The following is an 11939-nucleotide window of genomic DNA, read 5'->3' as shown; positions in this document are numbered from 1 at the left end:
CTGACAAGATCCGGCGAACTAGACCACAACTGCTAGAGTTTCCAGCAATGCCCAATTCGCCGCCGGAGCCTTGCACGGCATGAGTGAGCCTAAATTCCAACCCGCGCTACGCACCCCTACTCCGACGCAGTTGCGCCTGTCTTTCTGTGAAGCTACCCCGCGCGACCTCAAGCGCTGGATCGCCCAACTGCCCAAGGCCAACATCGGCGAAACCGCGCGCCAGCTCTATCAGGGCCTGGGCGAACTCAATCAACTGCTCACGCCCAGCGACAATCGCCTGCATCTGCTGGAACTGTTGCGACCCGAGGTGTATTACGTTTGCCAGCATCTGGAGCGGCATTTTCTGCATCAGGCGATTGTGCTGGACGAGCGCTCGCGCAAGATCAGTAACCTGTGTCAGGCGCTGCAAAGTCATCTGGCGATTGGCTACAAGCAGATCGTCATGCGCATTGCGCCGAAGTACTCCAAAGACCGCGCAACGTTGGTAAGTGAGGCGCTGCAACGCGCGGCGCATGCGCTCAAGGGCCAACTGGTGCGCGCCACTCGGCTATATACCTCAGCGCCGGAGCATCTGTGGCTTGAGCTGCATCAGTTGTATCGCACAGCATGCGGTTTGCAGCTGCAACATCGCCGGGTGCGCGACGAGTTGGCCAGCCTGAGCGGCGAACTGAGCCTCGAACAAACCTATATCGCCGCCCTGCTGCTCGGCAGTGCGCGCTGCAATCAACTACGGCAGAACCAGATCGCGCGCCTCGCCGAAGTGCTGGAACCGTGGAGTGGCTGGCTCAAGCTGTATCCGGGCAATCCAGGTGACGGCTTGTTCGCCATTTCGTGGGAGATCGATGCAGGTCCGCGTTATCGCAGCATGTTCCGCAGCGAGCAGTTGCCGGGGTTGCTCGGTTTCGATCCGCAGCCGCTGGTGAATGCCATCGAAGCGCATTTATTGCATCAGGACACGACTACGCCGCTGCCAGTGCCGAATGGCCTGAGCCTCGACACCCTGCAACACCTGCACGCGACTTGGGGTCAGGCCGCCGAGCGCAGTTTTCAGCGCACCGTCGGCCAGGGCAGTCTGACCGTGTGTGTCGGCATGAGCGCCCTGCACTTCTACCTCGGCGGCGAACGTAGCTTCAGCGACATGCTCAAACATCCCGGCGCCCGCCCCGCGAACTTCAGCCAAACGGTGACCCAGGGCGAGAAAGACAGTTGGAGTCAGGCGTTCGACGCCGCGCCGCAGAGCAAAACCGATGAGTTTTTGCCCTACGAAGAAATTCAGTACGAACAACTGATCGACAACGAAGGCAACGCCGACAGCCCGGCGCACTATCCGACCTATGCCTTGCCGGTGATCAATCACAGCCCCGGCGGGTATTGCGTGGGTTGGCCGAACGAAGTACCGGCCGAATTGCAGGCCGGGGAAATGCTCGGGATTCAGGACACGGTCAGTCAGGGCTGGAGCATTTCCGTGGTGCGCTGGATTCGTCAGGTGCGCGGTGGCGGGACGCAAATGGGTATCGAACTGGTGGCACCGCATGCCCAGCCCTGCGGGTTGCAGCTTGTGCGGTCGAGGGATGATCACAGTCAGTACTTACGGGGTTTGTTGTTGCCGGAGATTAGTGCGATTGACTTGCCGGCGACGCTATTGGCGCCACGCCTGCCGTTTCAGGAGGGCAGCAAGGTGTTGATCAATACCCTGGGAGAGGAGCACCGCGCGGGGCTGGATCGACGGGTGTCGAGCACGCACAGTTTCAATCAGTTCGCCTATCGCTCGCTGGAGGCCGCGCAGAATGGCGCAAGCGAGGAGGATTTTGATTCGTTGTGGAAATCACTTTAAAGCGTAAACACGAATTATGTGGCGAGGGAGCTTGCTCCCGCTGGACTGCGCAGCAGTCCCCTTCTTTGAATTGAAGAGTGGGGCCGCTTCGCGACCCAGCGGGAGCAAGCTCCCTCGCCACAGAGGCCAGCTCAGATCTCAGAGCTGCCCGTCACGATCGCGAAAACCCAGCAGATACAACACGCCATCCAGCCCCAAGGTCGAAATCGCCTGCTTCGCCGACTGCTTGACCAATGGCTTGGCGCGGAACGCCACACCCAACCCGGCAATCGCCAGCATCGGCAAATCATTCGCACCGTCGCCGACCGCGATGGTCTGCTCCAGACGCAAGCCTTCCTTGTGCGCCAGCTCTCTCAGCAGATCAGCCTTGCGCTGTGCATCGACAATCGGCTCCACCGCGACGCCCGTGACCTTGCCATCGACCACTTCCAGTTCATTGGCGAACACATAGTCAATGCCGAGTTTGGCCTGCAATTGCTTGGCGAAATAGGTGAAGCCGCCGGACAGGATCGCCGTCTTGTAACCGAGGCGCTTGAGTTCAGCGAACAGCGTTTCCGCACCTTCGGTCAAACGCAGCGACGCGCCAATCGAATCGAGCACGCCGACGTCCAGACCTTTGAGCAGCGCCAGACGTTCTTTGAAACTGGCACGGAAATCCAGTTCGCCGGCCATGGCCCGCTCGGTGATTTCCGAGACCTGGTCGCCGACGCCGGCGGCCTTGGCCAGTTCATCGATGACTTCGGCTTCGATCAGGGTCGAGTCCATGTCGAATACCGCCAGACGGCGGTTTCGGCGGAACAGCGAATCTTCCTGGAACGCGATATCGACGTTCAATTCCTGCGCCACGCTGAGGAATTCGGCACGCAGCGCCTGCGGATCAGCCGCTTCGCCACGCACGGAAAACTCGATGCAGCCCTTGCCCTGGTCAGCCGGAGTGTCCAGCGGCATGCGTCCCGACAAACGGTCGATATGGTCGATGTTCAGCCCGTATTTGGCGGTGATCGAGCTCACAGCCTGCAGTTGGCCGGCAGTCACTTTGCGCGTCAGCAGGGTGACGATGTGACGCTTTTTGCCCTGATTGCCCACCCATTGCTGGTAATCCTCTTCGGACACCGGGGTGAAGCGCACTTGCTGATCCAGCTCGTAGCCCTTGAACAGGATGTCCTTGAGCACCGACTTGCCTTGCTCGGAGTCGGGGATTTCCACGAGGATGCCAAACGACAAGGTGTCGTGAATTACCGCCTGACCGATGTCTAGGATGTTCACACCACCCTGGGCCAGAACGCCGGTAATGGCCGCAGTCAGACCCGGACGGTCGACTCCCGTGATGTTAATCAGGACGATTTCGCGCAACGCGCACCCCCGCAACTGGAAAAAAACCGCATTCTACCCACTTTCAGTGACCATCGGGCACCGCCAGCGCTTTGCCGGTCTAGGGCCTGTCGCTATACTGCGCGTCAACTTCACGGACAAGAGCCGAGCTCAGTGAACCGGCCCACGCCAGTTAAAACCGATAACTTCTTTCTGCTGATCTTCCGTGCACTGCGTCATCGCCGTGTACCGATTGCATTACGCATTGCCAGCCATAACGTGATCCTGGTCGCTCTGGCCCTGGTGATCTATGCCTGCGTGATGGGCTTGCAGTTCAAGCAGGCCATGCACGAGCAGGCCGATGCGCTGGGCGAAAGCCTGACCACGCAGACCGCCACCTCCGCCACTGAGCTGCTGGTGTCCAACGACATCCTCAGCCTCAACGTGCTGCTCAACAACCTGACCAAGAACAAGCTGGTGGCCCACGCCGCCATCTACAGCGTGGATAACCGCATCCTCGCCGAATCCGGTCAGCGCCCCAAGCACAGCCTGCTGGGCGAAGCCGAGGGCATGTACGAGAGCAAGATCACTTTTCAGGACGTGACTGCCGGGCAACTGCGCATCAGCCTGGACATGGATCAGTTCCAGCAGCCGATGACCATCAGCCTGCAAAGCATGGGCATCCTCAGTGCGATTCTGTTGGCGCTGTCGCTGGCCCTGAGCCTGCGACTGGGCCGGCACATCTCCACGCCGCTGCTGCAATTGCGCGTCTGGCTGCGGCGGATCGACGAACACACACCGGGTATCGAACGTCAGGACGAAATCGGCGATCTCGCCCGTCAGTTGCACGCCAACTACGCACCGGAACCGACGGTAGTAGAGCCCGAACCGGAACCGGAATTCGAAGATGACGACGTCGAGCCGGAATTCGAAGTGCGCAACCTGCGCGACCCGAGTTTCGACGAGAGCCGCCCGCTGGCCGCGAAGAAGCCTGCACCGCGGCATGTGGTCAGCACCGTTGAGGACGACGATGACGAAGACCCGTTCGCTGATCTGCGCGACGAGTCGCTGAACAGCACGCCGCAACCGGCTGTGCGCCGCCCGACCCCGAGCGTGCCGCAACACACGGCGGTGCTGGCGGTGCAACTGGGTTCGCAGGAGCAACTGCGCCGTCTGCCGCGCGCACGCCTGGATGAGTTGCAGGAGCGTTATCGCGACTGCCTGGAACAGGCTGCTTCGCTGTATCAGGGCGAGATCGAGACGCTCAATGATGGCAGCACGCTGATGCTGTTCCACACCGAAGACAGCGGCGACGATTACCTGACTAACGCGATTTGCTGCGGCGAACTGCTGCGGGCGCTGGGCCATCAGTTGCAGATCGAAGTCGCGGACAGCGGCATTACCCTGCAATTGCAGTTGGGCCTGACCCTTGGCGATGAGTTGTTTGGCATGAGTCAGATTGACCTGCTGCTGACTGACTCGGCGCAGGATGCCCTGGCGCTGTCGCAACACAGCCGCAATCTGCTGCTGGTCGAGCGCAAGATCGGTGACGACGCGCTGATCCGTCAGCGTGCGCGGATCCGGCCGATTGCCAGCCCTGAAGGGGCTTGCTGTGTGGAGCGGTTGATGGAGCCTTATCCGTCGATGCTCGAGCGGCAGTTGGCGCGGATGCATGAGCGCCGGGCCTGACGGTTTGCCCTGGATGTGAAGAAGCCCGCAGATGAGTGATTGTCTGCGGGCTTTTTTGTGCGTGCTGGTTTTGAGATTGCGCTTGGCCTTGAATAGCCCCTCACCCTAGCCCTCTCCCATAGGGAGAGGGGACTGACCGAGGTGTCTCGCGTCATACATCGACCTGAAAGATCGTGTCGATTATGGATTCGGCACAGCACGTTCCGGTCGATGAGTGCCTGGAGCATCCCCCAATCAGTCCCCTCTCCCTCCGGGGGAGAGGGGACTGACCGAGTCGCCTTGCGTCATACATCGACCTGAAAGAACGTGTCGATTATGGATTCGGCACAGCACATCCAGGTCGATGAATTTCTAAAGCATCCCCCATTCAGTCCCCTCTCCCTCTGGGCGGTCCGACGTTTCGGGAGGGCTAGGGTGAGGGTAGCTCTTGATCTTCAATCCCCAGAAACAACAAAGCCCGCACAAGGCGGGCTCTGGTTTGACTCGATTAACGCTTAGAAGCGAAACACTTCCATATCCGTGCGAATCGGCGAAGCCATCGGAATCTTCGGCTGCTTCTCGGCTTCCGCCGCCGGCGCTGCCGGTTTCGGTGCCGATTTACGTGGGGCTTCAGCAATTGGAGGCTGATTGGCCAACGGCTTCAGCGCCACCGACAACTGTTCGGCCAGACGCTGCAACAATACGCCTTGCGCCTGAACCTGAGCCGCCGTTGTACCGGCATGCTGCTCCTGCAAATGGATAATGCGGTTATCGCGCACCTTTCCACGACGATCGATCAAGCGCCACTGCGCGTCGAGAATCGCCGGTTGCTTCTGGCCCGAATCCAGACGCGTGATCGTCAGCAATACCTGCACATCCGGAGTGAATCCCGGCGTAGCCGGCGACAGCACAACGCGTTGGCTGTCCAGATGACCAGCCACCTGACGCAGCAACAGCTGATCGATATCCGACGACAGGCTACCCGCCCAACGACCGTCCATCGAAGCTTGCAAACTGCCGTCCGGCTGACGCTGCAACAGGGTTTCGCGTTGCAGATAGTCGGCCAATACCACTGGCCCCAACAAAACCGCCATGCCCGCGCTTTGCGCAGGCTGAACCGGACTTCCGCTGTCCAGTTGATACAGCGACACCGGCTGGTGAACGCTGCAACCCGCCAGGCCAAGAACGCCCGCGAGCAACAAAATAAGTGGAAGGCGCAGCGCAGTCATCATCCCGTCCAGGTGGCCGCCACAAAGCTGACCACAGTGAAAATACTCAATAAATATGAAGAACGCTCGGCCACGCCGGCGCTTGAAAGGCCATATCATCCGTGAATATGCGTTCCGACTCCAGCGCCAAAGCGTCGATCTACGCGTTAAATCGTAGATCGAGCCGTCTAGGACGCCTGATTGAGGTTTTCGACGAGCAGCGCATCGACTCGCTGGAAGCCACGCGGGAGTTTATTACCACGTCGACCGCGCTCACCTTTGTAGTGTTCGAGGTCGTCGGCCTTTAGCGACAAGGTACGTTTGCCGGCCTGCAGCACCAGCGTGGCACCTTCCGGCAGGACCGCGATGTCCGTGACATATTCCTCGCGACTGGCCACCCGCTCACCGGAAATACCGATGATCTTGTTGCCTTTGCCCTTACCTAGTTGTGGCAGGTCGCTGATTTTGAAGATCAGCAGGCGACCTTCGGTCGTGACCGAAGCCAGCCAGTTGTGCTCACGGTCAGCCACTGGGCGCGGCGCAATCACTTTGGCGTTGTTCGGCAGGCTCAACAGGGCTTTACCCGCCTTGTTTTTGGCTTGCAGATCTTCGCCTTTAACCACGAAGCCGTAACCGGCGTCGGAGGCGATCACGTACAACGAGTCCTCTTCCGGCATCAGCACGCACTCGAACGTCGCGCCCGGCGGCGGCGTCAGACGGCCGGTCAAAGGCTCGCCCTGACCGCGTGCCGATGGCAGGGTGTGAGTGGCCAGCGAGTAACTGCGACCCGTGGAGTCGATGACCACGGCGGACTGGTTGGAGCGCCCCGCCGCCGAGGTCTTGAAGCCGTCACCGGCCTTGTACGACAGGCCAGTGGCGTCGATTTCGTGGCCCTTGGCCGAGCGGATCCAGCCTTTTTCCGAGAGCACAACGGTAACTTTCTCGTTCGGTAGCAGGTCATGCTCGGTCAGTGCTTTGGCTTCGGCACGTTCGACGATTGGCGAACGACGGTCGTCGCCGTAGGTTTCGGCGTCCTTGATCAGTTCGGTGCGCACCAGTTTCTTCAGCTTGGCTTCGCTGCCCAGCAGGGCTTGCAGCTTGGCTTGTTCCTTGAGCAGTTCATCCTGCTCGCCGCGCAGCTTCATTTCTTCCAGTCGTGCCAACTGACGCAGACGGGTTTCAAGAATGTATTCGGCCTGGATATCGCTGAGGGCGAAACGCGCGATCAGCGCGCTTTTCGGATGTTCCTCGGTACGGATCAGGTGGATCACCTCATCCAGGTTGAGGTAAGCAATCAGCAAACCGTCCAACAGGTGCAGGCGACGCTCGACCTTGTCGAGGCGGAATTGCAGGCGCCGGCGCACGGTCTGCACCCGGAATTCCAGCCACTCGACCAGCAACGCACGCAGGTTTTTCAGCTGCGGCTTGCCATCCAGACCGATGATGTTGACGTTGACCCGGTAGGTCGACTCCAACTCGGTGCTGGCGAACAGGTGCTGCATCAGCGCTTCATGATCGACACGGCTGTTGACCGGAATGATCACGATGCGGCATGGATTTTCGTGGTCGGATTCATCGCGCAGGTCGGCGATCTGCGGCGCTTTCGACGGCTTGGCCTGCATCAGCGCGGCAATCTGCTCCAGCACCTTGGCCCCGGAAACCTGATGCGGCAGCGCGGTGACGATGATATCGCCGTCCTCGACGTGGTACACGGCACGCATGCGCACCGAGCCCTTGCCGGTTTCGTACATCTTCAGCAGGTCGGCGCGTGGGGTGATGATTTCCGCTTCGGTCGGATAGTCCGGACCCTGAATGTGTTCGCAAAGCTGTTCGACCGTGGCTTTAGGCTCATCGAGCAGGCGCACGCAAGCGGTGGCGACTTCGCGCAGGTTGTGCGGCGGCACATCAGTGGCCATACCCACAGCGATGCCAGTGGTGCCATTGAGCAGGATGTTCGGCAAACGTGCCGGCAACACCAGTGGTTCCTGCAGGGTGCCGTCGAAGTTCGGGCCCCAGTCTGCGGTGCCTTGGCCGAGTTCGCTGAGCAGCACTTCGGAATAACGCGACAGGCGTGCTTCGGTGTAACGCATGGCGGCGAAGGACTTGGGATCGTCCGGCGCACCCCAGTTGCCCTGGCCGTCGACCAGCGTGTAGCGATAGCTGAACGGCTGGGCCATCAGCACCATCGCTTCGTAGCACGCCGAGTCACCGTGCGGGTGGAACTTGCCGAGCACGTCGCCGACGGTACGCGCCGACTTCTTGTGCTTGGAATCGGCATCCAGCCCCAACTCGCTCATGGCGTAGATGATACGCCGCTGTACCGGCTTCAGACCGTCGCCGATATGCGGCAGGGCACGGTCCATGATCACGTACATGGAGTAGTTGAGGTAGGCACTTTCGGTGAAGTCAGCCAGCGATCGGCGTTCTACGCCATCCAGGCTGAGATCAAGGGAGTCGCTCATGCGGGCCTCATCGGTTCGTTGTCTGGCGCAGCAGCATGGTGCCACCGCGCTGGGTAAATTCAAGTTTGTTCAGGGCGCTCATGCCGAGCAGCACCTGATCGCCATGCAGGCCGGGCGCGACCAGTGCGCGCACGTCGCGCAGCACGATGTCGCCCAGTTGCAGGCGGTCGATACGGGTGCGATAGCCCTGGCTCAGGCCATTGGCCGTGCTCAGGGTCACACCGAAACCTTCTTCCAGCTTGAGGCTCTTGGCCACATCCGCCGGGATTGCCACGTCGGTCGCGCCGGTGTCGAGCATGAACTCGACGGGCTGACCGTTGATCTGGCCACTGGCGACAAAATGCCCTTGGGCATTGCCGACCAGTTTCACTTCGATAAAACCTGCGCCCTGCTCCGAACTGACGACTACGTTCGGATTCTGCTGGCGCTGCTCCCAGTCACCGAAAAACCGCGTGGCGAGAAACAGCCCCGCGCACCATGCCAGAATCATCAGCACCCGACCGGCACGTTTGCCCGGCGGTTGCTGGCTCATGGCTTGGCGCTCCAGCCACCATCGGGGGCGGCGAAACGCCAGACAATCGGCCGGACCTCGCCATCGGCGCGCGGGCCGAAATTGTTGTCGACGCCAATCCACGCACCGTCAGCATCGACGATCAGCGCTTCTTCCAGCCCGTAGTTCTGTTTATAGCGGCGATTTTCCTGCAACAACTCGGCGGCGTACGACCAGCAACGCTCGACCTTGGCGGTTTGCGCATCGCGCCGGCAAATCTGGAACGCGTTGCGGTCAAGGGTGAACAGCTTGCCGTTGAACAACGAAATATCGGAGAAATCCCGGTCGACCGCTTTCGCATTGGGGAACTGCGGCGGTTGCATTTCCTTGCCGCCCTCGCTGAGCAGTACACAACGTCCGTCGCAATCCCACACTGTCTGCTGGCGCTTGATCAGCAACACGCCACGACTTTGCCGTTCGGCGGCCAGCCACATCTGATCACCAGCCGGGTTGATCGCCAGTCCTTCGAATATTGCATTGAATTTCAGCAGCATGCCGCTGGCCCGCGCTTCGCGCACCAGCATCGGCGAGATCTTCAGCCAGTTAACCGGGCCGCTAACCGGCACTTGCAAAACCGCCGCCTGCCCTTCGCTGACGATGTAGCGATTGCCGGCGCTGTCGCAGCTGATGCCTTCGAAATCCAGATCACCGCCACGCACGAACGATGCTGCCCAGTTGCGCGAACGCAAACCCCACGGCAAACCGGTTTCCGGCACTTCGGGAACGTCGATGTGCACGGTTTCGGCCTGCCAGGTAGATTGCCGGGTGTCGAGACGATAAATCTGATCATCGTCGCGGTCGGACACCGTCCACAACTCGTTGCCGCACAGCGCAAGCCCCGAAAGATTGCCGCCGCGCATGCCGTCCACCGGATGCTCGAACAGCACGCGCAACTCCGGCAGCGGTTCGGCCAGTGCCGACACCGAGGTCAGAAGTAACGCACACGCCAGGGCCAGGCCAACCCGCATCAACCAAGAACCTCGGCCAGGTTGCCTTTGGATTCCAGCCACGACTTGCGATCACCGGCGCGTTTCTTCGCCAGCAGCATGTCCATCATTTCCGCAGTCGCCGGGTAGTCTTCCAGGGTCAGCTGCACCAGACGCCGGGTGTTCGGGTCCATGGTGGTTTCGCGCAGTTGCGGCGGGTTCATTTCACCCAGACCTTTGAATCGGGTGACTTGCGGCTTGCCGCGTTTTTTCTCGGCCACCAGCCGGTCGAGAATGCCGTCGCGCTCGGCTTCGTCGAGGGCGTAGTAAATCTCTTTACCCAAGTCGATGCGGTACAGCGGTGGCATGGCGACGTAAACGTGACCGGCATCCACCAACGGACGGAAATGCTGGACGAACAACGCGCAAAGCAAGGTTGCGATGTGCAGACCGTCGGAGTCGGCGTCGGCGAGGATACAGATCTTGCCGTAGCGCAGTTGCGCGATGTCGGCCGAGCCTGGATCAACGCCGATGGCCACGGCGATGTTGTGCACTTCCTGGCTGGCGAGCACTTCGCTGCCGTCGACTTCCCAGGTATTGAGGATCTTGCCGCGCAACGGCAGGATCGCCTGAAACTCTTTGTCCCGCGCCTGTTTCGCCGAGCCGCCGGCGGAATCACCTTCGACCAGGAACAGTTCGGAGCGCATCGGATCCTGTCCGGCGCAGTCCGCCAGTTTGCCCGGCAATGCCGGCCCGGCGGTGACGCGCTTGCGCTCGACCTTCTTGCTCGCCTTGAGACGGCGACCGGCGTTGTTGATCGCCAGCTCGGCCAGCGCCAGACCGGTTTCCGGGTTGGCGTTGAGCCACAGGCTGAACGCGTCCTTGACCACACCGGAAACGAACGCCGCCGCCTCACGCGACGACAGACGTTCTTTGGTCTGGCCGGAGAATTGCGGTTCCTGCATTTTCATCGACAAGACGAAGGCAATGCGTTCCCAAACGTCTTCCGGCGCCAGCTTGACGCCGCGCGGCAGCAGGCTGCGGAATTCGCAGAACTCGCGCATTGCATCGAGCAGGCCCTGACGCAGGCCGTTGACGTGAGTACCGCCCTGCGCGGTCGGGATCAGGTTGACGTAGCTTTCCTGCACCGCGTCGCCACCTTCCGGCAGCCACAGCAGCGCCCAGTCGACGGCTTCTTTATTACCGGCGAAAACCCCACAGAACGGCTCGTTCGGCAGACGCTCGAATTCGCTGACCGCGTCCACCAGATACGAGCGCAGACCATCTTCGTAATGCCACTCGATTTTCTCGCCGGTGCTCTTGTCTTCGAAGCTGACCAGCAGGCCCGGGCACAAAACCGCCTTGGCCTTGAGCACATGCTTGAGGCGGCTGATGGAGAATTTTGGCGAATCGAAATACTTCGGGTCCGGCGCGAAGTACACGCTGGTGCCGGTGTTGCGCTTGCCCACCGCGCCAACCACTTCCAGCTCGGTGGCCTTGTAGCCGTCGGCGAAAGTCATCTGGTATTCGTTGCCGTCGCGTTTCACCCGCACGCGGACTTCGGTGGACAAGGCGTTGACCACCGAAATACCCACCCCGTGCAGACCGCCGGAGAACTGGTAGTTCTTGTTGGAAAACTTGCCGCCCGCATGCAGCTTGGTGAGGATCAGCTCGACGCCCGATACACCCTCTTCGGGGTGGATGTCGACCGGCATGCCTCGGCCATCGTCGCTGACTTCCAGCGAGTGGTCGGCATGCAGGATGACCTGCACCGATCTGGCGTGGCCGGCCAGCGCTTCGTCGACACTGTTGTCGATGACTTCCTGGGCGAGGTGGTTCGGCCGACTGGTGTCGGTATACATGCCCGGGCGTTTGCGCACCGGGTCGAGGCCCGAGAGGACTTCGATGGCGTCGGCGTTATAGGAGCTAGCGCTGGGAGTGGCCATAGGGTCTCGTCGTCAATGATTCAGTGAAATTGGG

8 protein-coding genes are annotated in these 11939 nt (G+C 60.8%); 2 read left to right on the top strand and 6 right to left on the bottom strand.

Going from position 1 to position 11939, the window contains the following annotated elements; all coding sequences use genetic code 11:
• The first annotated feature begins 79 nt into the window (after window positions 1-79).
• Window positions 80-1834: a molecular chaperone gene (locus tag ACP7EE_RS02205; protein WP_426233188.1), complete on the top strand. Its 1755-nt coding sequence runs from the start codon at window positions 80-82 to the stop codon at window positions 1832-1834.
• A gap of 138 nt (window positions 1835-1972) precedes the next feature.
• On the opposite strand, the gene serB is transcribed toward ACP7EE_RS02205, so the two are convergent.
• Window positions 1973-3187 carry a phosphoserine phosphatase SerB gene (serB, locus tag ACP7EE_RS02200; RefSeq protein WP_420646996.1) on the bottom strand — a complete coding sequence of 405 codons (1215 nt, stop codon included), beginning with the start codon at window positions 3185-3187 and terminating at the stop codon, window positions 1973-1975.
• Window positions 3188-3319: 132 nt separating this feature from the next.
• Here serB and ACP7EE_RS02195 point away from each other — a divergent pair, with 132 nt between their 5' ends.
• Window positions 3320-4834: an AhpA/YtjB family protein gene (locus ACP7EE_RS02195; RefSeq protein ID WP_426233186.1), complete on the top strand. Its 1515-nt coding sequence runs from the start codon at window positions 3320-3322 to the stop codon at window positions 4832-4834.
• 494 nt (window positions 4835-5328) lie between these two features.
• Here ACP7EE_RS02195 and ACP7EE_RS02190 read toward each other — a convergent pair whose 3' ends face one another.
• From ACP7EE_RS02190 to parE, 5 genes are all read right to left on the bottom strand, one after another.
• On the bottom strand, window positions 5329-6042 hold the full coding sequence (locus ACP7EE_RS02190; protein ID WP_426233184.1) for a PqiC family protein: 714 nt from the start codon (window positions 6040-6042) through the stop codon (window positions 5329-5331).
• 167 nt (window positions 6043-6209) lie between these two features.
• Window positions 6210-8483, bottom strand: a complete 2274-nt coding sequence (gene parC / locus ACP7EE_RS02185) for a DNA topoisomerase IV subunit A (RefSeq protein WP_426201610.1) — start codon at window positions 8481-8483, stop codon at window positions 6210-6212.
• Between the two features lie 7 nt (window positions 8484-8490).
• Window positions 8491-9015, bottom strand: a complete 525-nt coding sequence (locus tag ACP7EE_RS02180) for a retropepsin-like aspartic protease family protein (protein WP_426233182.1) — start codon at window positions 9013-9015, stop codon at window positions 8491-8493.
• On the bottom strand, window positions 9012-10001 hold the full coding sequence (locus tag ACP7EE_RS02175; protein ID WP_426233180.1) for an esterase-like activity of phytase family protein: 990 nt from the start codon (window positions 9999-10001) through the stop codon (window positions 9012-9014). The genes ACP7EE_RS02180 and ACP7EE_RS02175 overlap by 4 nt, the downstream gene beginning before the upstream one ends.
• The gene (gene parE / locus ACP7EE_RS02170) at window positions 10001-11905 is read right to left on the bottom strand and encodes a DNA topoisomerase IV subunit B (RefSeq protein WP_426201615.1); all 1905 of its coding nucleotides are present in this window, start codon (window positions 11903-11905) and stop codon (window positions 10001-10003) included. The genes ACP7EE_RS02175 and parE overlap by 1 nt, the downstream gene beginning before the upstream one ends.
• Window positions 11906-11939 lie beyond the last annotated feature (34 nt).

It is taken from the genome of Pseudomonas sp. TWP3-2 (assembly GCF_049897765.1).
In the GTDB taxonomy this organism is placed as follows: domain Bacteria; phylum Pseudomonadota; class Gammaproteobacteria; order Pseudomonadales; family Pseudomonadaceae; genus Aquipseudomonas.
Note: the sequence above shows the minus strand (reverse complement) of the source record. Positions and strands in the feature narration are given on the sequence as shown.

Bases quoted from the DNA above. Each gene is read 5' to 3' on its own strand.
- parE (WP_426201615.1), bottom strand. From the start codon at position 11,905: ATGGCCACTCCCAGCGCTAGCTCCTATAACGCCGACGCCATCGAAGTC.
- ACP7EE_RS02190 (WP_426233184.1), bottom strand. From the start codon at position 6,042: ATGACTGCGCTGCGCCTTCCACTTATTTTGTTGCTCGCGGGCGTTCTT.
- ACP7EE_RS02205 (WP_426233188.1), top strand. From the start codon at position 80: ATGAGTGAGCCTAAATTCCAACCCGCGCTACGCACCCCTACTCCGACG.
- parC (WP_426201610.1), bottom strand. From the start codon at position 8,483: ATGAGCGACTCCCTTGATCTCAGCCTGGATGGCGTAGAACGCCGATCG.
- ACP7EE_RS02175 (WP_426233180.1), bottom strand. From the start codon at position 10,001: ATGCGGGTTGGCCTGGCCCTGGCGTGTGCGTTACTTCTGACCTCGGTG.
- ACP7EE_RS02180 (WP_426233182.1), bottom strand. From the start codon at position 9,015: ATGAGCCAGCAACCGCCGGGCAAACGTGCCGGTCGGGTGCTGATGATT.